Source organism: Vibrio rumoiensis (assembly GCF_002218045.2).
GTDB lineage: Bacteria > Pseudomonadota > Gammaproteobacteria > Enterobacterales > Vibrionaceae > Vibrio > Vibrio rumoiensis.
This window is the reverse complement of the sequence record NZ_AP018685.1, coordinates 465220-489411: the sequence shown is the minus strand read 5'-3', so window position 1 is coordinate 489411 and position 24192 is coordinate 465220. Positions and strand designations below refer to the sequence as shown.

Below are 24192 nucleotides of genomic sequence, written 5' to 3'. Positions count from 1 at the left end.
TTATCTCTAGGGTTTATACTTTTGAAATGACAGATTAAAGAAGGAGTCGCAGATGTATAAAATAGGTGAACTGGCTAAGCTATGTGGCATTAATAACGACACCCTACGCTTTTATGAAAAATCAGGCTTATTGAGCCCTTCTGCTCGCTCTGAATCTGGCTACCGCCTGTATAACGAACAAGATAAGCAAGCACTGCAATTTATTCTGCGAGCCAAAAAAGTGGGCTTTAATTTAGCGGATATTAAAGAGTTATTAGAAATTGAAGTCGATAAAGCCAGTAATTCGTGTTTCGATGTTAAACAAGTGGTGGATGCCAAACTGGCGGATGTTGAACAAAAACTGGCAGAGTTACAGCACTTCCAACGCTCATTAAAAACCTTATCTTCGGCTTGTTGTGGCGGCAAAGGCAGCGCCGAGGAATGTACGATCTTGCAGGCCTTGGAAACCAATACCGAGCGAGTCGACACAGAGCACCATCACCACTCTCACAACTAAATAAAAGATGATCATCAAAGTCATTATTTCATTTGTGCTGGTTTTTCATCTGTTGATTGAAATATAAAATTCACACTCATCGCTATTGGTAAATAAAAGCGCCATACTTCAGTGAATCTTAAGATTTAATCACTATAATTGTTCTAGAATTGGTCATTGAAATATTTTAACTTTAGATAATCAGAAACATTCATGACCACCATCAAATCACTTTAGTCATCCCCATTACTTTAGTAGATTTGATTTTCATCACACTATAAAAAATGAGATATATACACATGATTCCAAGTATTTCAGTTGTTATCCCGGCTAAAAATGAACAAGGAAACATCGGGAAACTCATTAAGGAAATACACCACAGTCTGCAAGACTACCCGCAAATGGAAATTGTGATTACCGATGATGGTAGTACAGATCAAACGGTGCAAGAAGCAATAGAAACCGCACAACAATGTGGTTGCCAATTACAAATCATAAGCCATGAGCAAAGTTGTGGCCAAAGTACTGCCGTATTAACGGCGGTTAAACATGCAAAAGGCGATTGGATTATTACCTCGGATGCCGATGGACAAAATGACCCATCCGATATGCCGAATATGTTAGAAGTCGCGGCGAAAGTACAAAATCCACATTTTTGCATCGCCGGGTTTAGAGCGAAACGCCAAGACACTGCATGGATCCGTTTTCAATCGAAGTTCGCCAACAAAATTCGCCACGCTTTACTTGGTGATGGTGTACCTGACTCTGGTTGTGGTTTAAAAATTATCCCGAAAGCGACCTATTTACAATTACCTTACTTTGACCACATGCATCGCTTCTTACCGGCTTTAATTAAGACGATTGATGGTGAAATTGTCATCCACCAAGTTAAGCATCGTGACCGAGAAGTAGGCACTTCAAACTACAATGCATGGAACCGAGCTTGGGTTGGGGTTGTCGACATCATGGGTGTTATCTGGTTACAAAAACGAACCAAAAAGCCCGTCGTCAAAAACGTTAATGTTATCGGTTCACAAAAAGACATCTAATCCATGAAATGGTTGAAGCTTATTCTCTTAATTGCTATCGCCTTGCTGATCATTAGCCAATTAAATAGCCCCGTCATGTCCCATATTACGGATAAAAATTGGCTACTTGGTTATATTAAGCAAAATGGCGTAACCGGTGATTTAGTCATTTTAGGCGCCAGTATTGTATTTTTATCGCTGAGCGGCCCAAAGCAAATGATCGCGCTGATATTTGGTTATCTATACCATATTTATATCGGTATCGGATTGGCTTTGATTGCCTGTCTGCTAGCGGCATCGCTCAATTATTTTTCGGCTCGCTTTCTCTTCGGTGGTGTACTATTCCGCCGTTTTCCAAAACGTATGAGAAAATTCAATTCATTTGCCAGCCGTAAGCCTTTCTTTAAAATATTATTATTACGACTATTCCCGATTGGAAATAATGTAGTGACCAATGTGCTATCGGGTAGTGTCCGAGTGCCTGTACTTGCGTTTTTTTCAGCCAGTCTACTCGGTTATCTCCCTCAAACGATCATTTTTGCTTTGATGGGCGCAGGTATTCATTCATCAAGTCATACTATGATTTATCTCAGTATTTCCTTCGCGATTGCCAGCACAATTTTAACTGGCGTAATTTATCGCGATCATATCAAAAGCAGAGTTGAAGAACTCAATATGGAAGAGGCTTTATGAGTTCTATTTCGAACAAATTCAAACAAACATGGCATAACGAAGACTACTATCAAACCTTATTCTTTTTGTTAGTCGTCGCCGCAATTATTATTTTCGCGGGTATTGGTTTACGTGACCCGTGGCCTGCCGATGAACCTCGCTTCGTTGAAGTCGCTCGTGAAATGGTGCAATCCGGTAATTGGTTTTTTCCAATGCGCGGTGGTGAACTTTACCCAGACAAACCCCCCGTCTTCATGTGGTCAATGGCTTTCTTTTATTGGCTTACCGGTAGCTTAAAGGCCACCTTTATGCTGCCTAATGCCATTGTGAGTTTAGTTGCTCTATTCTGTTGTTATGACATTTCAGTCAAATTATGGAATGTCAAAACTGCGCGTAACGTGGGTTTGTTATTGCTTATCGCACCACAATTTATAATTCAAGCAAAAGCGGCGCAAATCGATGCCATGGTGGCCGCGTGGATCACCATTGCAATGTATGGCTTATTAAGACACTTTTTCGTTAAAGCCCATTGGGGATGGTACTGTTTCGCCTGGGGTTTTATGGGGCTAGGCATCATAACCAAAGGGGTTGGATTTCTTCCTGCTTTATTGCTCATTCCGATTTTAGTGCTTCACTTCACGGGCAAGCATCGCTTTGAACAACAGATTTCTTGGAAGTTACTTTTAGGCCCCGTGATCATGTTAGCTGTGGTCGCTTGTTGGTTAGTGCCGATGCTTTCCATTGCAGAATCAAGCCACAACCCAGACTTTATTGCCTATAAAAATAATATCCTGTTTAAGCAAACGGGTGAACGCTACGCCAATTCTTGGGGACATATTAAGCCTTGGTACTATTTTATATTAAGCGTCATCCCTGCCATGTGGTTCCCTTTATATTTAGTGCTATTTAACAAGAAATTCTGGCAAAGTACACGCCAATCCGCCGTGATTATTAGCTTACTGAGCTGGATTATTTTAACCGTTGTTTTCTTTAGCTTTAGCCCGGGTAAACGTGGTGTGTATATTTTGCCTGCCTTACCTATGATGGCTCTAATTGCCGGTCACTTCTTAACCAAGCATGTATGGCAAGCATGGGTTGAAAAATTATTGAAAGGATTCACGGCTTTATTAGGTGTGATACTGCTGGCAGCATCTGTGATGGCATTATTTAACGTTCATGCGCTTACCAAACATGTTGGTAACGATACTTTGCCTTATGCTGGCTTCTTTGCACTAGCGGCTGTGATCTGGTTAGCGACCTTCTTTAAAAGTTATAAAAAACCAGCATTATGTGGATTTGGCGTCGCGTTATCGCTTACTTGGATTCTGTATAGTTTGGTCGGTTATTCATTGTTGAATCCTGTGCGTACGCCCGCAAAAGATGTCATGTTAGAAGTTCAGCAAAAGCTGCCTCCACAAGGTGAACTCGGTTTAACTCGCTTTAAAGAGCAGTTTTTATTGTTTTCTCCAATCTCGCTTACTCACTTTAGTTATTTGGCTGACAAACAAGAACAAGATCGTAACGCTTGGTTATGGATGAATGAAAAAGACCATCGATTTATTCTTACAACAGCAAGCTCGGATATCGTCTGTTTTGATATATCGAAAGCGATTCCATTAGGTAAGGCTCATCGCCGTACATGGATATTATTGGACCGCTCAGCAATGCTTGATACTTGCCAAGCACCTCAAAATATTCATCGTTACCATTTAAAGATAAATCAACCATACTCTTAATTGGTCGATTGATTACTTTCGCCTCCTAAGGTTTCGGCTACTTAGGAGGTTTACTGTTCGGATTCCCTCATGAAAAACCGCTTTTTTTATTACAGTGTCTTTTTTTTAATTGGGCTAATTATCCTGATCAATCGTGATATTACGCCTGGAAATGAACTCAAATACATCAGTATCGCACTCGAAAGCTTACAACATCATCACTGGTTTACGTTTTATAACCACGGTGAGATTTACGCTGATAAACCACCAGCCTATTTCTGGATTGTTATGCTTGGCATCAAGCTATTTGGTGTCGAAGGTGGCATTATTTGGACGGGATTATTTAGCTTATTACCGGCTATCGCTATCTGTGAGCTCATGTACCGCTGGACCAAAAACGCTCTAGACACACCATTACAAACGCTTGCCATACTCACTTTACTCTCTAGCGGTTTATTCTTAGGTTGTACCGTCATCTTAAGAATGGATATGTTGATGGCGCTATTTATCACACTGGCGCTCTATTGCTTCTATCAAACGTATCTACGACACCGACATGGACAAGCTTTGAGCAATTATCCATATTGGATGCTCTTCGCGATTTTAGCCGCCACCTTTGTAAAAGGTCCGGTAGGCTTAATGCTACCCATCATCTCGAGCCTAGTCTTTCTGACTTATAAAAAGTCATTACGGGACGTTAAATATTACTTCCCTTTAAAAGCGGTTCTGCTTTGCATCGCCACTCTAGCATTATGGTTATTCGCCATTTATTTAGAAGGCGGAAAGGATTATCTCTACGCATTAACATTAGACCAGGCTGCCAAAAGAGGCATTAGTGCCAGTATTCACCCTGAGCCAATTTATTACTATTTAGAAAATGCACTACTGCTATTGTTGCCATGGTCGTTAGTTTTATTGTGCAGCTTTATCAACATGTTCAGAGCCAAGCGCCCCCTTCAAGATGAGCAGCGCTTTTTTATTACCGTCGCATTCGTCGGTCTAACCATGTTGTCATTGGTTAGCAGCAAACTTGAAATTTATCTTCTACCACTAATCCCTTTTATTATTTACGCCGGTTTACTTCAATTACCTCAACTTGAAAAAGGCCGCGTATGGAAATGGGGAATAGCGCCAATCATCGCCATTTGTTGTGTACTACCTATTGCCGCATTTTTTATCCCTCAATTAACTAGAAAGCTCCCTGTTGAGCCTTTCGACCTCCATACTTTGTTGGTGGTGCTATTGATTACTGGGGGCATTAGTGCCTATTACTTATTCAAAAACCAAATGGTAGCAACGCTTAAAACCATCGCTTTAGGTTGTTTCGGAGTAATGCTTTCAGCTGCAATTTTGTTACCTAAATACAACCAAATACTTGGGGTGAAAAAAGTCGCGCAAACAGCTTTGCAATTATCGACACCGCAAAGTCAGTTTTATAGTTATCACTATACGACTGGGCTCAATCTTGATGTTTATCTCAATCATCCGGTGAAGTTGTTAAAAACCGATCAACAACTGATCGAGTTACCTCAGGGAAGCGTGATCTTAACCAAGCGAGATGAAAAAGCGATCAAGCAGGCTTTACAAGCGGCAAATCGAACTTTTCAATCTGAAATATCGATCGGCAAACACACGCTATTTGTCCTGTAGCAATTCGAACGCTTGCAAAAAAATGATTACGCCTCCAATAAAAAAACCAGCTCTAGAGACAGAACTGGTTTTTGTCATGATTAGTCAGGAAATTATCCGTTGTGTGGGTGAACAATATAGTTTGATCAAAAATCACTTGTTTTAAGGTTATTTTTTACTTTCAAAGTAATAAAGTTTGATCGTTATTAATCGAGAACGGAATAGAAACGAAGAAACATTAATAATAAAGTTTGATCATTTTTTCAAGTAAACAAAATCACAGGATAAAGCTTTCTTGCACTACATTTCCAGCTTCAGTAAAACCTAAAGCAGTGTAACCTCTACTACGTTTTGCAAACATCCTTTTCAGCATAGGTATTTTTACATCAACATAATCAATAACGCGTATTTCACTTTTACCATCATACTCCCTCTGTATCCGTCCAACATATTGTACGAGAGCCCCCTTCCACGATACAGGAAGAGCAAGAACCAAGGTATCCAATCGAGGTAAATCAAACCCTTCACCAATAAAACGACCGGTCGCAACTAATACTTTTGTCGTTGCTAATTTTTCGTTTACCGCATCCCTCAATTTTTTCTTCATCGCCCCAACGAGAACTTCATTATCTATCGATTTCTCAGTCAACATATCACTCAAAAGGTTAGCATGCTCTCTACGTTCAGTTAGAACGATAGGAACACGGCCCTGATTAATTTCTGCTTCAATATCGCTGATAATCATCTGATTTCGCAAATCGTTTTCGACTAACCAACGATAAACATCTGAAATATGAGGACGTGGTTCTTGTGTAATCAATTGTATTGGTGAATCAAAGGTAACGTCCCTCTTTTGTAGGGATTGAATAAACTTAACAGAACTCGTTGATGTAATGGTATGTCTAACCTTTCCAGCTTGCATGAAAATTATCGGTTGATGGCCATCTCTTCGTTCTAAAGTTGCACTTATTCCAAGGACATATTTCGCATGTATTTCACCCAATAACCTTTCATATTGGGGGGCTGATAAATGGTGGCACTCATCAATAATAATTTGACCATACTGATGAACTATAGGGTTTGCTGTATTATCACTCCGATTAAGCAAACTTTGGTAAGTCGCAACATCAATTATATTCGTCGGCTTTTTCTTTGTGCCTGTGAATACACCAACTTCGACGCCGACTAAAAAAGATTTCAGCCGTTCTACCCACTGATCAACAAGTTGTTTATTATGTACAAGAATAAGTGTGTTAGTTTTTCTTCTACAAATTAAACCAATCGATGTCACCGTCTTTCCGAATGCTGTCGGCGCATGCAATACGCCGATATCATATTTGGAAATGATATCTACAGCCTTCTTCTGCTCCTTTCTTAGTTCACCATGAAAACTAATAGAGTTAAGTCGTACTCCAGATCTTCGTTTATCATCAACTAATACCTCAATATTCGACAACTTCAGAATCTCATACACGTCATCAATACAACCTCTAGGTAGCACCAAATACCCACTATCCAATTCAGCTAATGAAATAAAACGTGATATTCCGTTCGTCGATAATCTCAATCCCTGAGCCTTGAAGAACTTAGGATTTGAAAATGAAGCAATTTTCTTTAATCTGGCAATTAACGCACTCGGCAATAACTCTGTAGGTATATAGATTCGGTTCGCCAATGTGATTCTAATCTGTTCAGGACATCCTTGTATGGCAATGTTGTTACCATCGGGTAAGTTTCTCTCCCAGGGCATTAAGTTAGTGGTATTCGTTTCTGCGGTATCCTCAGACACAAAAGTTTTGACTAGAGTTTCAAGCTCATCAATACTAAGTTTTTTAGTTGAAGACAATGCCTGCCACTGATCTTGATACGGAGTAAAGGTTGTATCCACAAATACTGAATTACCTTGTGCTCTAGCTCCCTTTTGTAGCGGTAACGCAATCAGATTACCAATACCTGCTATAGGTAAATGGTCTTGGTTAGGGAATAAGCGATCATAAGAATCAAAAGATAAGGCTCCATGAATTTGCATAGCCTGATCCAGAAGTATAAAGCCAAGTTTCCTTGCTCTTGTAGCATCAACCTTCGCTTCAAAGAAAATCCAAACGTGAGCGCCACTACCTGAACGAGAGCGTTCGAGTAGATAATCAATACCGTTTCGTTTACATGCTTCAGCATAAGCCAATGATGCTTCTTTCCAATCGCTTTTATCGAAATCAATAGCAAGAAACCAGCAATGACTATCAGCATCCATGGGATAGATACCAACAGTAAAGTTACCGGATAAATGATCGTATATCGCTCTTGAATCAAGAGGTTTGAATGATTGATGAGAACACTCTAAGCACTTCACTTTGGGCTTATTGCAAAGACCCTGCTTCCATTCATTATCACAGGCCAAAGAGTATCCAGAACGCCCCTGCTTATTTTGCCAACGAACAGCATAACAGTTGATATTTCCTCGAAAAAACTCCAGATAAAGCTCGATTTTTTGTTCTGGAGTCATCGAATTGCTATCAACAGAAGCGGAATCACTTTTTGAAGCTATCAATTTTATTTTTGCAGCTTCGAGTCCAGCTAGCTCTGCCTTAAGAATAGAAATTCTTTTTTCAATTGCATCAAGTTCATCCATGTATTTCTATCCTGTTCGGTAATCTGAAATTACATAATTTCGCCCACGATCATGAGAATAAGAACTTAACTTTATCTCTAAACAAAGAGCCAAACATTGAGTGATTACCTGACTCATGACGAGTTCTACCCGCAATGATACAAGGGGATATCTCTAATTGCTGAGATAATTGCCTTACACTATCCGCATCAATAAGTATTTGTGTTTCCCATACAACTGATGGTATTAAAGCCTCTCGTGCTAAAGCATCGGCTTCTTGCTCTGTTTCACTACCACCTAATGAATCGAGATCATCAAGATACCAAATTTCACTATGATCTAGATGCAAAGCTATGTGTGCCAATTCATGCATCAACGAAAACCAAAAACTATCTAAGCGATCATATCTTAATGTTAGTGCAACCACTGGGTTACCATTAGGTGTATTACACACGGCCCCATCAAGATAAGTTTTTGGCAAGTGAGGCTCTATAATTAAGTGAATACCGCTTCTATTTAAATACTCAACAGCTAATTTCGCCCCTTGGCTAGACCATGAAAGTCTTGCTAGTTTCTGCATCCATTTCAAGTTTACAGTGCCAGGCTTGTAGTTATTTGGTAAGACCTCTTCATCTGCTTTTTGAAGCACTCTTACTTGCCACGCCCATAGAGAATATGGATCAGCTTCTTTATCATTACAGTTAAGATTTGCAGATGACCGGAGAAGAGCTGGTTGAAGCTCAAGCCCTGATTTAACAGAAGAAAGAAACATTGTCAGTTTTTCAGCAGCATACTCTTTCAGCTCATTTAGAGACCCAGTAAAACCTTCAAAATAACCCCGTTTACGCATTTCAGCTAAGGGGAAAGCATGCCAATCAATCTTAGCTTCACATGCTCGTTTTTGTTCTGTTGACTTAATAAGTATATCCGCAGAAATACCTAATCCTTGGTTTAACTTACGGATCATATTCAGACTGAGGCTTCTTTTCCGATTAAGAATTTCCGACACTTTAGGTGCAGAACCAATATAAGGAACAAGATCCTTATTAGTTAGTCCTTGTTGCTCCATTCTAAATTTAATAGCTTCAACAGGATCTGGCTGCTCGATCGGAAAAACTTCTTCTTCGTATTTATCAATTAATACTGCCAAAACGTCAATTTCATCAGATTCGATACTATTTGGTTCAGGATCCACCTCCATAAGCGCCATCAAGCGAGCAAGCGCTTGTTCATGGTCTTGTTCTGATTTAATCAGCTTAATGTGATTCATACCCTACTCCTTAAAAGTCTTGCTTATCGTACTGAGCATGGGTTCCAACCCATTCAACAACAGCAATCCCATTTTGATACCTCACCTTAACTACCAATCTGTAATGATTACCTTTGATATTAAAAATCACTTTATTATCAGCTAGAAAATCGGCACTTCGGTATCTATTCTTAATATCTTGTGGTGTTTTCCATGCAGCACTTTCCGCTTCAGAAAACCAAGCTTCTAAAGCAGATTTAGCATTTGCATGCTTTGTGTAAAATTTAACTAGCTTATCTCTTCCTAAGACTTTCATTGAACCCCGCAAGTTCCCATCAAGGGAATTATATACGCAATTACCAAAAAGGGAATGACTTGTAATGTGTTTTTCTCTTTTATTTGTGACTTTGAAATGAGCGTCAAATCATTAGCCATGACATATCTTCTGTATATCCCTCATCTTCCCACACAGTATCTCAGCCCAGGCTTCAACATACTCGTCAGCAGTAATATCACGTTCTACATCATTCTCTTTCTTGGTCTTTTTAGGATGACGGCAGAACTTACTCACAGCGGTATTCTTTTTGATCCAGTCATGGTTCCAGCCTCGGGCTTGGTCTGAGTAATCTTGAAGGATAGATTTCAATATTTGCTCAGGATTTGAATCAGTTAAAAATGAAACAACCAAGGTACTGACGTTTGTGGGGCGATTTAAGCTATCCACATCAACCTCAATAACCACAGCCCCAACATCCAAATAGCTGATATTAGCCATGTGGTAACGAAGAAAGTTACCATCTACTGTATTGATCACCATTCGGCTTCCGGTTTTTGGTGGAGGGAAAGAACCACATCTCACACCATGTACCGTGAGATCTTTCTTTGTTTTAATAACCTCAATAGTTCTTTCAAATAGTCGGAATTTTTCCGTTGGCTCAGCATCGATGAGATCGTCAGAATCCTCGACACCCTTATTCCGGTTTAGTCCATAATCAAACTCTTGATTGTTTCCATCTTTGGCAGCATTACCCACACTGGTCTTTTCAGATTTATTCTCATTAGAAGGCATATTCTTTGATTTTTCAGGCTGCTCTTGGTCATCCTCAATTTCTAAACCAATGTTGCCAGCATTTATAAAATTAAAACTAAAAGTCTGATCGTCTTTCCTATGTAATGGCTTACCTAGCTTTGGTAAGTCCCCCATATCTAATTCCGGACTAGGGTCGCTTGGTGGCAGTTTCTTAACCTTACGTTCTGTATGTGGGACAGACACTAAGTTCTTCAACTTTGGATGTTTAATCTTCAAACCAACAGGAGTAACAAATGAATTGTCATTGATAGTAACAATCTCTGATACCCAGAAATTTTTCAGATCCTCAGAGTAAGAGCCCGCTAACTCAAACTCCCATCCCACAAGAAGCGGAGGAACAAAACCAAAATCGGACACATCAGAAGAGTCAATTTCATTTACAGATTTAAAAATGGAGAAAAAACTTTTAGCCGCAGATGGATCAGTTAGTAACCATGATAAATGCGATTTCGATTTTCTAGATCTGATATTCGAAATTGGGTAACTGGTTGAATCAGGAAAGATGATTTTGGGTTCACTTGGATCTTGATTGTAATGTGCTATATCTTTAACCCCTCCAGAGCTGAATGCAGCTCGTATCAAGTACTGATTATGGAAGAATAGAACTCGGGCCAACTCAAAATTAGTCACTGAGATGGTAACGTCACGATTGGTTGTATAACGTCGATACACGGTATCATCAACGGTTCGCCTTACTTGGTGTGGTAATTCACCAGTAATGGTTATAGTCAGCTTCTCAAGCGTTTTATCTGCCAGCCGTTCCTTATTTTTATACGAACTTTGACTGACCATCATATTAGCTAATTCAATCGGAACGGATTCCCAATCATCATGACCATCCCAATCCAATACTAAGTGGGGACGTACTTTTTGCCTAAAATTACTATGAAGCGCTATACCTACGATTTTAATTAACTTTGTATCCTCCGGTAACCCGCGCTTGGCGCGTGATTCTGGGGATGTCCACTCGGAGAATTTCTTTTGCAGGTTCCCGAATGCGTTCTTTACTGAGTCCAGCGCTACGTTCAAGTTCATATATTTTGGGAATGGCCTGCCCGTGATTAAACATATAGACAACGATAGCGAGTAATCGTCTTAATTGATACTCGTCTATCGATTCTTGATAACAATTTAGGAAACAATTACATAAAGGTAGTTTTCTAAGCTTATCAGGGATCAAATTCGTTGCATTAATCTGTTTTGCATACCATGGGCGAGACTTCCTAGGCAAAAATAAATCTAAGTATGTTTTCTTTTCTATAAGTATGAGCTTTTTAACCAATTCTCTATCCCTCTTCCCCCAATCAACGCGACGATCTATACGTCTTTGTTTCACATGAGCCAATGAATGCTGGATGTGCCAATCACGATCAAACCGATATAACCATGAGTAAACTCTCGCTCCCTCTCTAGTCAACCGAATATCTTTGAGTGAGTTAAAAGTCTTGAGGAATTTTAACCAAATCAAACGATACTCCGTTTTTCGTGCATCGTATTCAGACGTGAAATAGCGTTTTTTCGGACTCATCTTATCTGGCAACTTATCAACTTTTAAACATTCATCTTCTATCGACATAGTCTGGCCCAGTAACGCAATCATGACAGATAAATGATGTAGATACGAAAAAGCTCTACGGTGCTTGCGAAACATTGCAAGTAACCAGTTATTTTCAATTTCTAGATTCAATCCATTTTTGTTTAACCAATTATCACCCCAAGTGTTTCGAACCTTAGACTGAATCAATAAATGATCGATACGACCTCTAACTATTAAATTTAACATTCGAGTTAGATTTTGATAATAGAGACTCCACTGGTTAGTTGAATGACAGGAAGTTCTAATACATAACAAACGATAAATTTGTTTGGAGAGAGCCGTTTGGTTGATATCTGACTCGACTATTGCCGCGCCAACCGAAAGAAATTTTGATTGTTCATATTGTGGTGAAATAAAAGCATGGCGTTGCGATGAATGAATACTGATGTCGCTATCAACTAAGAGGCACGAATGAATGGGGCAGCAGGACATGCCTGGTAATTGAAAGTGACGTCGCCAATAGGTTTCGCCGAGAGTGTCTAAATCATGTTTAAGGCAAACAGGACAATATCGAAAGTGTTGCGGCCAGATAAGCTTAGATGCGTTGATCCCAATACTTGTGAGGCTTTGGTTCTTATTACCAACAATCAACTCTTGTTTTTGTGCATCGCACCTAGCTACATCCATAAAGGGCTTAAAAACACCAAGCAAAGAATGGTCATCAACAACTTGCTCAGGAGATATATTCCAGATATGACCAACATTTGATAGTAAAAGCTGGATATGACCCTGAAATATCGTAGATGGAACAATATTCCTAGAACCAAACAATAACTCTAATGCCTGATTATCGGCATTTATTCCTTGCCGTAAGATAAAACGAGCCAATACACTTGATAACAGTTCATCTTGATAGGGAGCTGGAAATTGCATGATCATGCTATAGCCTTGGGTTATCTCATTCCCATGTATAGCTTAGTCCAAATCCCCAAAATTGCTCAGGGACAAGGAGTTACCCTCACAAGATTTAAAATAGAAAACCAGGTATTAACCAAGGCTGACAACCGAGTTTGCTAAACGCTTTTCATGGCCAAAAGGGGTAGTATAAAAACGTTGCTCGATTCCATAAAGCAGAAGCTTTAGCTCATCGTCGGTAGAAATTTCAAACTTACTATTAGCCTTATCAAAGGTTAATTTTTGATCGCAGTATTCATAAATGTAGCCTAGCATATTAACTTTATCATCATCAGTCATTACATCAAGAGATGCCATGGCTAATGCTATACGCTTACGGTTAGGTTTTGATACTTTATCCAACCCATAGTCGCCAGATAACTCGATATAGGGCTCGTCAAGAAATTCTTTAACCTCATCGTTAGTCGCTTCTTTGTAAAGTACATCTATTCCTTTAAAGATACTGGTTATGGTCGCTAAATTTTTAAATATTAGCGTATCTTCATTTTTATAATAGATAGCATCGGGCAACGTATTTATGACTAAACGATTTTGATTTTCTTCGACTTCAGCCGCTTCACCGAAGCCAATCATTTTCCGATTGAGAAATACTGATGGTGTGACTTTTTGAAAATAGATATCCGTATTTTGAACGGAAAATAGATAGGCAATTTTTGAAAATTGAGCTTTGGTTAAGTCATCATAGTCTTTCGAATCGAAATCGCCTTTTAAAAAATCTAGGCAATAGTCCTGAAGAGTAAATCGCTCAATCTTAAACCAAGAGTCTTCATCTAGGTTATGGTCAGGATCATAGCCAATACAGTGGGCAATATCGACAACAACAGCATCATAGAGCGTATGGTCAGAAATCAGTTTGAAATAGGGCTTTTTCCTTAATCCTTTAACTTTAGCCAACACATGATCCATATTTATTCTCGCTCCATAAATGTGTAGTTATTAATGCGGTATGCTTTGCTGATATCTATTTCATCCGGCTTTTTGTATTTATATCGACTAATCAGAAAAATCGCAGTGCCATTCGTCGTCTTGATGTTGTAAAACTCAAACCCAAACAACAAAAATAGCGGATTAAAATAAAGCGCTTGCGATAGAAAAGTGAAAACAAACAGTACTCCATACACAAACCACAAGGTTTCCAAGTTTCCTATGCTCAATGCCACAAAAAAGTAGCCCAAATAACTGGGTAGAAAGCTGTTGTTGGCATGCTCAATACTGGCGACTTCACCCGCTTTGAACTCGTCTTTGCCAAGGTATTTACTCAGCCAAATGCTCAAACCCGTTGATAGAATTGGTATTGCTAAGTAAAACAAATAAGACAATGCGTTCGAAAGTGCTACTGTCCAATTTAAATAATTTACGCCATCTAGAAAATCTCCCAGAGTGACCCCTTTTTGCACCAAAAAGATAATCACTAGCAGAGAAGTGGCATTAAACGTCAGTAAGACTCGAAACGCAGCATTGATCATTTCACTGTTACCTGACCATTCATTAGCATCGGGAGAAGCCAGTCTCTAAGTTGTATAAGCTCGTGACTCTGGAGTGCAAGATTAAAGATCTTTTCAAATATGGGGTCTGCGACTTTGTAGTAGTCAGTCAAAACTTTATCACAAGGTATAACAATTGGACTGTTTTCAATAACGCCCTTGTTAATATGAGGCTGCTGAGCCCCAGTCCGTAACGCCATTAATCTTGGAACTTCACTGCAAAAATAAGGATAAATAAAAGAGCTTTTTAGCCTCTTGCACTCTCTGATTCCCACCACAGATTGGTTTGTTGCAGCATCAATGCCCAGTATCGAAGGGCGAATATAACGAACAATCGAGATTACAACAGTACCTTTAGGCAACAGCGTGGCAGCTGAGTTATCAATACCAGCCTGAGTGATCTTTTGTTCAGATGTAATAATCGGAAACGAGGCTGTTTCTGCTGAACTCAGCCATGGAATATCTGCATTTTGCCAATATTCATCCACAGCTGTTGATGGGGTTCCACCCAATTCAGTTTTGGATATTTTGCCAACAGTCGTAATCTCCCACCCCGCCGGTATTTCTCGCTTGAGCGTTGAGTTGTAAACCATTTTTCCGCCAGAGGTTTTGTAGGGTTTGCCTTGACCTTGTGGCGAGTCGGCGGGGAAGTCGAACTGTACAAACCAGTAGTCGTACAGGGTTTTGGCCATGGCTTCCAGCTCGGCGTTGATACGGTTGTTGAGTTCGATTTTTTTGTCGACGGCCTTTAAAACAGCAGCCACTGCTTTTTGTTCTTCGAGAGGCGGTAGCTTTACTGGGAAATCACGAATCTGTTTTAAACTTATATGCGGAACTAACGAACCTGTGGTAATTCTCTTGATATAGCTTGTGAACCAAGGGCTTCCGATAACATATTTTAAATATCCAATGTCCAAATCATTGCTACCGCGTAATCTCGCAGTTCGTTGAACCAATAATGCTGGCAAGTCACTCTTGATTATTTGGCTATATTTTAATCCCGCGCCAATCCAAGGACGATCCATTGCAAGTACGATATCATCTTCTTTCAACTGATATTCTGCAAAATCCTTAAGTTGCTCAGCAGGCCACTTCCTAGCGTCGCTCCAGTCCATCGCTCCCTGTGATATGTTGTCACCTCGCAAAAGTCTTACATCTTGAGCATCGGTAGAATAAAACTCGCTTTTGAACGGATAGCCTGTAAAAACATTCGCTACTTTTCCTAGGGTTGTTTCACGCCAATTATTCATACTTCAACCCCGCCAACTGCTTTTTAATCTCAACTTCCAAATCACGAGATTGACTAAATAGGCTATCCAAATTGCTGGTAAAGCCCTGCATCTTTTCAGCAAACTGGTCCGGGGTAATATCCACATATTCGATTTTCACATCAAAGTACTGGCCTGCATTTAATGAGTAGTTTTTTGCTTCGATATCGTCATAACTTACCGCAACGGAGAAGTCTTCTACCGCTTCTTTGTCGTTAAACACATCAATAATTTGTTGTTCTTCTTCTGGTTTAAGTACGGTTTTTTGATTTTTACCGTCTTTGACCTTCTCGCCCAAGTTTGAAGCATCTACCAGTACTACATCGCCATCGTTGCTGGCGTCGATAAACAGAATGGATACGTTTGTACCGGTAGTCGCAAAGATATTCGAAGGCATGGAAACCACACCTGCTAGCATTTTGTTTTTCACTAAATGTTCACGGATTTTTTTATCAATACCGGATTGTGCGGTAATAAACCCCGTTGGCACTACAATGGCTGCTTTACCTCCCGGTTTAAGCGAGGCAATGATATGTTGTAAAAACAGAGAATAAATGGCCATTTTGTCTTTTGCTTTCGCCGGTGCTTTAGGAATACCAGCAAAGAAGCGTTCTTTGTTTTCTTTGCTGTCCAGCTCATCCCTAAAGTCGCTAAAATCGAGCTTAAACGGCGGGTTAGAGACAATATAATCAAAGCGTTTTAAATCTTTTCCGTCTTTATGGTAAGGATGAAGCACTGTATTACCTTGGATCACATTCGGGATTGAGTGCACCAAATTATTTAAGATCAGGTTTAAACGCAGTAGGTTGGATGACTTTTGTGAAATATCCTGGGTGTAAATGCTACAGCGGTTTTCACCAATGGCGTGCGCCACGTTCATAAGCAACGTACCTGAACCTGCTGATGGGTCGTAACAACTGACATTACGTACTGTACCACGTTGCTCTTTCGGCACTAAAATTTCCGCCATAATGCGTGCTACCGCATGGGGGGTAAAATACTCGGCATATTTGCCGCCGGAGTTACTGTTGTAGTCTTTGATCAGGTATTCAAAGATGGTGGCGTAGAAGTCGAATTTTTGCGTAAAGATACGCTCAAAGCTGAACTCTACCAGTTTATTGATGATGGCGCGGCAGAAGGCATCGCGTTTAGAGTCGTCAGCAATGTATTGGCTGATGCGGTCGAACAGCACCACTTTTGCGCCGCCATCGGTTTTTACTGCAAACACATCGTTATTGGTAATGGCGATATCGATTAAAGTGTCATCAAACAGTTTGGCAAAATCCGGCGCGTTTTGTTGGCTAAACAGGTAGCTAATAAAGTGCTGCGGTTTTAGCCTTGCGGTATCGCCGCCCATTTGCAGCTGCAGCATATCGAGGTCGTCTTCACTCATGGCTGCCAGCGCTTCTTCCCATTTTTCTGCTTTGGCTGTGGTGTCGTCGATCTTTTTCGCTTCAAAGGCAAATTTATCGTTTAAAAACTTGTACAAAAAGGTTTGGGTAATGATTTTAAATTCGTTACCGTCGTTGCCTAAACCATAGTTAGCACAGATGCTTTTTAAGCTATCAATAAGGGTTTTGGTTTTTTGCTGAAATTCTAATTCAACCATTTAGTTTTTCTTCCTAATCAGTTTTACTCGCATTACCACGCTTGGCTGCCAGTATTAAATTCTTTTAAATATTCCGCGACGACAAGGTGATTAATGTAACGTGAGGCGTCTGCGTTGAGTTTGATATTTTGTTCTTTCATAAATCGGCCAATCACCAGCGGCATCATTTGGCGTTCAAAGTAGCTTTCGTTATCTAGTACTTGGCTGTTGTTGAGCACTTGCTCGTCGGCGTCTTGTTTTACGCCTGCTAATGCCTCGAAAATTTTACGCTCTGACTCGCTGATGTCGCTTTGGTTTTTCTGACGCTCTTGTAAGCGCTTGTGAATACGAGTGTATTTAGCATCATCTAAGTACTTTTGCCGCAGTTGGTTGTTTTGGCGGTTGAGCTCTTTGACGCGGTCGTGAATTTTATTCAGCGCGTCGATGTTGGCAACCATTTCATCTTGAGTCACTTCGCTTAAGTTTTTCTTCTTAAACAGCCGCTCTAGCTCTTCTTTTAGGCTAATAAACTGCGGGTCTTGCTGATCAAAATTGCTGGCCAGTGCTTCGCGGGTTTGGCGCAGGGTGTTTTTCAGCTTGTCGGCCAGAACCAGCTCTTCTTCGCCGATTTTTACAAACTTGAAGATCACATCTTCTAAGGCGCGGTTGAGCAGATTACTTGTGTCTTCACCGCTTTCTAGATCGTTTTTAAGGTTGAGTAAATCAAGGTGGTTACTGGTTTCGCGATACAGCACATTGAGCTTGGCAAAATCCAATTCATCGAGAAAATCATACTCGCCTTGCAAGCGAATTAAGTTATACAAGCTGCGGGCATCGGCCAAGGCTTTTTTGAGTGCCAGCACAGTGTCGCGATCTTGTATTTGGCTGATCTGGTTGCAGAACTCTTCCATGTTGTCGGTATCAAAACGAAACAGCACGTCTTTGACATGATCGATTTCTTGTTTGATCTCTTCCTGAGATTTAAACAGGTGTGAGTAGTGCTCCATTTCGTCGCCCAATTCTGACTGTAATTCGTCGAAATAGGCTTTGTTAGTGGCATCAAATTCTTTACGAATATCGGCAAAATCGACGACATAACCGTAGCGGAAGTCTTTGTAAGTGCGGTTCACTCGGGTGAGGGCTTGTAGCAGGTTGTGCTTGCGGATCACCCGGCCAAGGTAGAGCTTTTTCAGGCGCTTGGCATCAAAACCGGTAAGTAGCATGTTGTACACAAACAAAAAGTCGATTTTGCCTGCTTTGAAGTCTTCTACCCAATTTTTACGTTCTTCTTTGGTGCCGATGTCATGCAGGATCAGAGCAGCGTTTTTTACCTTTTGGGCTTGTTTAACTGATTCAGAATAATCCGTTGGCGTTGGTTCGGAAACTTCTAGCACTTCGGTTTTTGAACTGGTTGTTTTCGGCAGAATAGGCTTATCAGCATAAACACCATTGAAGATTTCAAACATCTGCTTGGCTTGATCTGAGCTGTCGCAAATAACCATGCCACCAATGGTTGCATCGTTTAATGTACCACGGCTTTTTTCAAAATCGTTTACGATGTAAGTCAGCATGGGTTCAACAAAGCTTGGGTGAGCGTAAATCAGCTTACGATCCACATCGCCCATTTTCACTTCGGCTTCTTCGAGGGCTGTTTGCAGTTCAATTTTGTATTGGGTGCTGATCTCTTCACGAATTAGCCGCAAGGTGTAACCGTCGGCAATGGACGCGTTGTAGTAGTACTTATGAATGTAGTCGCCAAACAAAGCGCGTGAGTTGTAGTCGTCACCCAATAGCGGCGTACCAGTTAGGCCAATTTTAATGGCGTTGCTGTCTGACTGACTCAAGTTGGCCAAAAAACTGCCCCTGGGGTTATAGCTTCGGTGTACTTCATCTAAAAAATACACGCGCTGTATCGCGACATTGTAGTCTTTGGTGCTGACCACATCTGGATCATCTTTAAACTTTTGAATGTTCACCACGGTGATTTCGGGCTTACCAGAATGGTTATGGATCACCTGTGTGGCTTTGATGTCACGGGTAAAGGCATCGCGTGAGTTGATGGTGTGTACGGTTAAACCACGGGCGGTAAACTCGCGCTGTGCTTGTTGCAGTAGGTCTAGGCGGTCAACAATAAAGTAAAACTTAGGGATGACTTGCTGCTTTTGGAAGTAGTCAGTTAAAAAGCGCACGTTGTAAAACGTTAGGGCGGTTTTACCACTGCCTTGGGTGTGCCAAATTATGCCTTTTTTAACGCCTTCGCTTAGCTTTTGCTCAATAGCTTTGGTAGCAAACAACTGCGGGTAACGCATGATGTGTTTTTGTAGCCCGTCAGATTCCGATACATACGCCAATGCGTAACGCAAAATAAAGGCTAAGCGCTCACGGCTGAGTAAAGAGGTACAAATGCGGTTGGTTGGGCGCTCGGGCTGCTTGTTGGTCTGGAACTCTGGATTACTGTGGATCACTTCCAGATTATTGTCTTTTAAGACTTTTAGCTCATCATCATCCGATACCGGCTTCAACAAAGCGGTTAAGTTTAAGATTTCTTCTTCGCGGAAATAGTTAAATACCGGCTTATGGTAAGAACTGCTGGCATAAAAAGCGCCTTGTACTGGTTCTGGGTCGCCGTCGTCGTACTCCATGTTATTGGAGAAAATCATAAACTGGGTGATGTTGGCAAAACGCTTGAACTTAGGGTTTTGAAAGCGTTTGTTGATGCGGTCACGCTCGGCCAAGATACCTTCGCGATTATTTGGCTTCTTCACTTCGATAAACACTAACGGCATGCCATTGATGAGCAGTGTGATATCTGGGCGGAATTCTTCATCGCCATTCTGACATGTGAGCTCTGTGACAACATGGAAGCTGTTGTTATTAAAGTTTTCAAAGTCGATCAGTTTGGTATTTGAACGCTCAGACAGGCGCTCAAAAAAGGCTTTGCCTAAGTCTTCGTTATCGAGCAATAGTTTGACATCTTCCAGCAAGCGCCCCGCTTCTACATCTTCAATACCAGGGTTGATTTTGCCGATAGCAGTTTTGAATACGTCAGGGAAGATATTGGTGTCGAGATCCCAACTAATGTCTTTAAGTGACAGATACTTATATCCGAGTCGCATCAAATGCAAAATTGCGGGTATTTTCACTCGCGAGTCTTCATTAAATTTCATATCGTCTATGCTTTTTCTTTTTAGTAGCCTATGTACTGACGTCATTGACGTATCTTAGTTAACTCAAATATTGCAATAAGTCTATTACCACGCCGCCTTTCACTAAGTTCTGGTAGGTGAACTCAGGATCATCATCTCTCATTATTCGTAAGTCATTAGGGATATAAACAGGAGAATAATCCTCAAATTTTTTCTTCTTTTTCTTTTTGATCTGAGGTGTTGGATCTTTCAGTTTTTTAACTTTAGTGACTAAGCTAAATAGATCCTCGTTTGGAAACTGATCCATAACTTGTTTGGCTAAAATAGGAGCCAAATCACTGCCGATATTAAACTGTTGAAGCAACTCTACTAATTTGGATTGCTTATCAGAACTTAATGATGATTCTTGTTCAAAAGCATCTTCAATAACTTCCTCAGATCCTTCAGCAAGAACCAAGACCTCTTTGAGCGGCAAATCAAGATCTGCATATTTCAGAATATCTTCTTCCCGCCCACCTCTTAAAGCGTTAATCATCGGATGAACAATAGATAATTCTTCGTTATACACTTTCTCGACAAGCTTTCTATCGATCAGTTCTTTTCCAACGATAACCGCTCGCACTTGGCAAAGATAAAACAAAACCACCGCAATATGCGCAATTCCTTGAGTATACTCCCAAAATAAGTCACGTATACCATCGGTTAACGGAACTGGTGATTGAAACCACTGAAGTTTCCATAAACGAGCAAAGAATTTTTCCCACTCATCGTCTTTTTGAGGTTGAGTGGAACGGTTAAAACGCCCCCAATTCAAACTACCAAATTGAGCTGCGCGCCTCGCACTGCGCATAGTTGGACTAAAAATTTGGTTTGCTTTTGGTGTGCCGACAAAAAGAACGGGGATTTTGATAACGTTAGTTAGCGCCACAAAGAAGTTTAGAATTCGGTCTGATCCGCCGGACTTAAAATGATCAAGGTGCTGAATTTCATCAATAACCAAAATCCCAATCGAATGCAATACAGCAACTCTGGCGATATCACCCAGCAATGATTCTGCCGATGACCGCGGTTTTACATAGGTTTCTTGATAATCAGTACTCAATGCTTCATCAACAGCCCTAAAGAAATTAATACATAAACTCTTAACCGATCCATCATGTGGGCATTCCAACTTTAACCATACAAGTTGTACATGCTGATAATCTGGATGCAATATAGCTTGTTCATAGCTATTTAAAATCGCTTCAACCGCCGTCGATTTTCCTGCGCCAGAGCAGCCAATAACAGAGCTAACTAAAGCTTCATTGCCTGCATTCCTTCGAAATTTAACACTCTTGACTCTATAGACAGCATTTAATGATTCGACATAACTTTTATCTGCAATATTTCTGCTCAGATACCCACTACGTATCATCCCAGATATCATTTGTTCGAGCTGAGAATGAGCTTTTGTAGGATACAAAAACTTATCCAGTATTCTCATCATCGCATGACGTTTAATATGACCCGGTAAAGCCCTTTCTTCATCGGTTATCTTTGGGTATCTATACAATAACTTAGCGGTTCGTTCCGGAGAGTTAATTGGTGGTAAGGCATTAATTAACGGATGGCCCTCATACTCTTGAATTTCAGCATCAATGTAACATGCAGTACGAATCCTATTCATCATCATCCTCCAAGAATGAATCTAAATCTGGAAAATCCAAAGATTCATCCGAATCTGATGAACGAATTGGAACAACTGGAGCAAGTTCTTGTTTTTTCGATTTATCAGCCAACTCATTTCTATCTTTTTGTCGTTCTAATTCTTTTTCTGCATTGCGGTTCTCTCGAATGCCACGAAGCTTTTCAGTATTAGTCTGAGAAGATGGAGATTGTGCTTTTTTATCTCGCTCTTGTTTAACAATCTGCATGATTTCCTGCTGTAAATCTGGAGCTTCAAAGTCTTCTTGTTGTTTATTGGTTGCTTCCGTTTTCTTGGCCTGTGACAACATAAGCTTAGCTTCAGCAAACGACATATCGCGATATCTTCGGCTTTTATCCGACAATAAACAGACCCAATAAGAATCGAATCGAGCATCAGGCCTTAAGTAAATTACGTTTGTATTCCTAGGATCATAGGAAATATCAACAAATTCTGGTCTAGTCACTGATTTCGAGCGATGAAACCACCCTATCTGCATAGCTTCACTACAGGTATAGGACATACTATTAAACTTGATTCCAGTGACAGAGACAGTTGCTTTACCTTGAGGAAGCATATTGATAAAAGCGAGTTCTTCATCCACAACCCTTAGCTTACCAGTACGATTTTTTACACCCCAATTCCAAAGTTCAATTGGCTTAGATACAAGGTCAGTTGGCATATCAGGAGCAAAATCATATTTAGTAACAACGTGAGTCGTATTATGATTAATTACATGATGAATAACGATTTTAGTATATGCGCGAAGCGTTAGTTCAGCATCTAATTCATATCTATGCCCGATACGCTTTTTGCCATTCAGAGGCTCTACAACACCTTGGGCATAAGGTTTTATTTTCGCATGCATTTCTTTAAATGCTCGTTCAACAACACCTTTATCACTCCCCCGATACGCTCGGGTATTGGTTAGTGAAATACCTAAGCGGTTAACTAGAACATCGGCTTGCCTCCCTAACATTTCCCCTCGGTCAGCCGTAATCGTGGCTGGAATACCGATACTTGGCCACATTGATGAATCAATCTCAATCCCAAACTCTTGGCAATATTTCACTTTATCTGAAAAAGCATTCGCTAAGGCAATCGTAGCTGTCGCCCAAGATGGATTTTCTAGACCCACATATAGCCCAACCACCATACGGCTGAATACGTCTTTAACATAATAAATTACGGGCCGTCCAATGATGCGATTTCTATCTAACCCAGAGACCAAATACAGGTCAACAATTGTTGCATCAATTTCATATCTAGCACCTGGCCCAAAATTCAAATAAGCAGAAGTACTCGTTAACGGGCTTGTATCCTTATTGAATTGGATTTGTGGGGTACGAGCTTTGAGAACATGGGTAGTCTGGTAGTTGGTTTTATAGAAATATTTAAATTGAGATAGTGTGGGTATGCTCGTTTTATCCGCTTTAGGATAACGAGATTTGTAGAAACCAACCGCTCTATCTTTAGCATCTTTGAGATTCACTTTTTCATTTTTCAAGTAAAAGCCATCTATTGCCAAACGAAATAAATCAGCCACTTCGTCGGTAATAATAATTCCTTCACCATCAGCATGTTTGCGTTTACGACCAAGCTTATTTTTAACATTTCTTCTTGGATTACCGGCGCTCCCACACTTCTCGTAATCAGGAGCTAAAGCATCGGGCGCCATTCCTCGTTTCCAATAACGCCTAAGCTGGCGAAGAATATAGATTCTCGGTTTATCGATCTTCTCTAATTGTTCTCGAATTAACTGATTTCGAGTCGCTTTATCAAAAAGTAAAGTGTAGTTATCAAGGAGATGTGAAATCGCGCAGTAAGCTTCATCTCTTCTTTCTGCCGAAATACTCCCTATTTCAACCGAAGGTAAAGTAAATGGCTCACTGATTTGTGAAAATTGCTCGGGATTCAATAAGTCATCAATATCAAACTGAACGGGCCATGCGCTTTCATCATCAATATCAATCAACATACAAAAGTTCAGGTGTTCCCATACAACCCGATAGCGATGCGAAGTTACATTATCTAAATACACCTG

Annotated in this window: 17 protein-coding genes; 5 read left to right on the top strand and 12 right to left on the bottom strand. The window is 40.4% G+C overall.

The features are described 5' to 3' along the window. Positions 1 to 52: 52 nt before the first annotated feature. The 5 genes from zntR to VRUMOI_RS02180 all read left to right on the top strand — a co-directional run bounded on the left by zntR (position 53) and on the right by VRUMOI_RS02180 (position 5540). On the top strand, positions 53 to 496 hold the full coding sequence (zntR, locus tag VRUMOI_RS02200) for a Zn(2+)-responsive transcriptional regulator (RefSeq protein ID WP_089138305.1): 444 nt from the start codon (positions 53 to 55) through the stop codon (positions 494 to 496). 278 nt (positions 497 to 774) lie between these two features. Beyond that, the gene (locus VRUMOI_RS02195; RefSeq protein ID WP_089138306.1) at positions 775 to 1524 is read left to right on the top strand and encodes a glycosyltransferase family 2 protein; all 750 of its coding nucleotides are present in this window, start codon (positions 775 to 777) and stop codon (positions 1522 to 1524) included. Positions 1525 to 1527: 3 nt separating this feature from the next. After that, positions 1528 to 2196: a TVP38/TMEM64 family protein gene (locus VRUMOI_RS02190; RefSeq protein WP_089138307.1), complete on the top strand. Its 669-nt coding sequence runs from the start codon at positions 1528 to 1530 to the stop codon at positions 2194 to 2196. Continuing rightward, entirely contained in the window at positions 2193 to 3911 is a 1719-nt protein-coding gene (locus VRUMOI_RS02185; protein ID WP_089138308.1) for an ArnT family glycosyltransferase, read from the top strand. Before VRUMOI_RS02190 ends, VRUMOI_RS02185 begins: the two co-directional genes overlap by 4 nt. Positions 3912 to 3980: 69 nt before the next feature. Then, on the top strand, positions 3981 to 5540 hold the full coding sequence (locus tag VRUMOI_RS02180; protein WP_089138309.1) for an ArnT family glycosyltransferase: 1560 nt from the start codon (positions 3981 to 3983) through the stop codon (positions 5538 to 5540). Positions 5541 to 5796: 256 nt separating this feature from the next. Here the strand turns inward: VRUMOI_RS02180 and VRUMOI_RS02175 are convergent, their stop codons facing one another. The 12 genes from VRUMOI_RS02175 to VRUMOI_RS02120 form a co-directional block, all read right to left on the bottom strand. Continuing rightward, entirely contained in the window at positions 5797 to 8148 is a 2352-nt protein-coding gene (locus tag VRUMOI_RS02175; protein WP_089138310.1) for a TOTE conflict system archaeo-eukaryotic primase domain-containing protein, read from the bottom strand. A gap of 49 nt (positions 8149 to 8197) precedes the next feature. Next, complete coding sequence (locus tag VRUMOI_RS02170; protein WP_089138311.1) at positions 8198 to 9397, bottom strand: ImmA/IrrE family metallo-endopeptidase; 1200 nt, start codon at positions 9395 to 9397, stop codon at positions 8198 to 8200. 10 nt (positions 9398 to 9407) lie between these two features. Continuing rightward, positions 9408 to 9692 carry a type II toxin-antitoxin system HigB family toxin gene (locus VRUMOI_RS02165; protein ID WP_089138312.1) on the bottom strand — a complete coding sequence of 95 codons (285 nt, stop codon included), beginning with the start codon at positions 9690 to 9692 and terminating at the stop codon, positions 9408 to 9410. A 111-nt stretch (positions 9693 to 9803) separates the two neighbouring features. Next, on the bottom strand, positions 9804 to 10445 hold the full coding sequence (locus tag VRUMOI_RS19700) for a Tn7-like element transposition protein TnsE (RefSeq protein ID WP_408646261.1): 642 nt from the start codon (positions 10443 to 10445) through the stop codon (positions 9804 to 9806). Between the two features lie 928 nt (positions 10446 to 11373). Further along, positions 11374 to 12942, bottom strand: coding sequence for a TnsD family Tn7-like transposition protein (locus tag VRUMOI_RS02155; RefSeq protein ID WP_089138314.1), 1569 nt, complete (start codon positions 12940 to 12942; stop codon positions 11374 to 11376). 108 nt (positions 12943 to 13050) lie between these two features. Continuing rightward, a complete protein-coding gene (locus VRUMOI_RS02150) occupies positions 13051 to 13884 on the bottom strand; it encodes an ATP F0F1 synthase synthase (protein WP_089138315.1) in 834 nt (277 codons plus the stop codon). Between the two features lie 2 nt (positions 13885 to 13886). Continuing rightward, positions 13887 to 14444, bottom strand: a complete 558-nt coding sequence (locus tag VRUMOI_RS02145) for a hypothetical protein (protein ID WP_089138316.1) — start codon at positions 14442 to 14444, stop codon at positions 13887 to 13889. Then, positions 14441 to 15712 carry a restriction endonuclease subunit S gene (locus VRUMOI_RS02140; RefSeq protein WP_089138317.1) on the bottom strand — a complete coding sequence of 424 codons (1272 nt, stop codon included), beginning with the start codon at positions 15710 to 15712 and terminating at the stop codon, positions 14441 to 14443. Before VRUMOI_RS02140 ends, VRUMOI_RS02145 begins: the two co-directional genes overlap by 4 nt. After that, entirely contained in the window at positions 15705 to 17339 is a 1635-nt protein-coding gene (locus VRUMOI_RS02135; RefSeq protein WP_089138318.1) for an HsdM family class I SAM-dependent methyltransferase, read from the bottom strand. Before VRUMOI_RS02135 ends, VRUMOI_RS02140 begins: the two co-directional genes overlap by 8 nt. A gap of 32 nt (positions 17340 to 17371) precedes the next feature. Then, entirely contained in the window at positions 17372 to 20485 is a 3114-nt protein-coding gene (locus VRUMOI_RS02130) for a type I restriction endonuclease subunit R (RefSeq protein ID WP_089138319.1), read from the bottom strand. 58 nt (positions 20486 to 20543) lie between these two features. After that, positions 20544 to 22130 carry an ATP-binding protein gene (locus VRUMOI_RS02125; RefSeq protein WP_089138320.1) on the bottom strand — a complete coding sequence of 529 codons (1587 nt, stop codon included), beginning with the start codon at positions 22128 to 22130 and terminating at the stop codon, positions 20544 to 20546. After that, positions 22123 to 24189: a Mu transposase C-terminal domain-containing protein gene (locus VRUMOI_RS02120; protein WP_231897478.1), complete on the bottom strand. Its 2067-nt coding sequence runs from the start codon at positions 24187 to 24189 to the stop codon at positions 22123 to 22125. The genes VRUMOI_RS02125 and VRUMOI_RS02120 overlap by 8 nt, the downstream gene beginning before the upstream one ends. Positions 24190 to 24192: the final 3 nt, after the last annotated feature.

What these genes read in the sequence shown, in the direction of transcription:
- VRUMOI_RS02190 (WP_089138307.1), top strand. Translation starts at nt 1,528, where the DNA reads ATGAAATGGTTGAAGCTTATTCTCTTAATTGCTATCGCCTTGCTGATC.
- VRUMOI_RS02175 (WP_089138310.1), bottom strand. Translation starts at nt 8,148, where the DNA reads ATGGATGAACTTGATGCAATTGAAAAAAGAATTTCTATTCTTAAGGCA.
- VRUMOI_RS02150 (WP_089138315.1), bottom strand. Translation starts at nt 13,884, where the DNA reads ATGGATCATGTGTTGGCTAAAGTTAAAGGATTAAGGAAAAAGCCCTAT.
- VRUMOI_RS19700 (WP_408646261.1), bottom strand. Translation starts at nt 10,445, where the DNA reads ATGCCTTCTAATGAGAATAAATCTGAAAAGACCAGTGTGGGTAATGCT.
- VRUMOI_RS02135 (WP_089138318.1), bottom strand. Translation starts at nt 17,339, where the DNA reads ATGGTTGAATTAGAATTTCAGCAAAAAACCAAAACCCTTATTGATAGC.
- VRUMOI_RS02165 (WP_089138312.1), bottom strand. Translation starts at nt 9,692, where the DNA reads ATGAAAGTCTTAGGAAGAGATAAGCTAGTTAAATTTTACACAAAGCAT.
- VRUMOI_RS02130 (WP_089138319.1), bottom strand. Translation starts at nt 20,485, where the DNA reads ATGAAATTTAATGAAGACTCGCGAGTGAAAATACCCGCAATTTTGCAT.
- VRUMOI_RS02145 (WP_089138316.1), bottom strand. Translation starts at nt 14,444, where the DNA reads ATGATCAATGCTGCGTTTCGAGTCTTACTGACGTTTAATGCCACTTCT.
- VRUMOI_RS02180 (WP_089138309.1), top strand. Translation starts at nt 3,981, where the DNA reads ATGAAAAACCGCTTTTTTTATTACAGTGTCTTTTTTTTAATTGGGCTA.
- VRUMOI_RS02170 (WP_089138311.1), bottom strand. Translation starts at nt 9,397, where the DNA reads ATGAATCACATTAAGCTGATTAAATCAGAACAAGACCATGAACAAGCG.
- VRUMOI_RS02155 (WP_089138314.1), bottom strand. Translation starts at nt 12,942, where the DNA reads ATGATCATGCAATTTCCAGCTCCCTATCAAGATGAACTGTTATCAAGT.
- VRUMOI_RS02125 (WP_089138320.1), bottom strand. Translation starts at nt 22,130, where the DNA reads ATGAATAGGATTCGTACTGCATGTTACATTGATGCTGAAATTCAAGAG.
- VRUMOI_RS02195 (WP_089138306.1), top strand. Translation starts at nt 775, where the DNA reads ATGATTCCAAGTATTTCAGTTGTTATCCCGGCTAAAAATGAACAAGGA.
- VRUMOI_RS02140 (WP_089138317.1), bottom strand. Translation starts at nt 15,712, where the DNA reads ATGAATAATTGGCGTGAAACAACCCTAGGAAAAGTAGCGAATGTTTTT.
- VRUMOI_RS02185 (WP_089138308.1), top strand. Translation starts at nt 2,193, where the DNA reads ATGAGTTCTATTTCGAACAAATTCAAACAAACATGGCATAACGAAGAC.
- zntR (WP_089138305.1), top strand. Translation starts at nt 53, where the DNA reads ATGTATAAAATAGGTGAACTGGCTAAGCTATGTGGCATTAATAACGAC.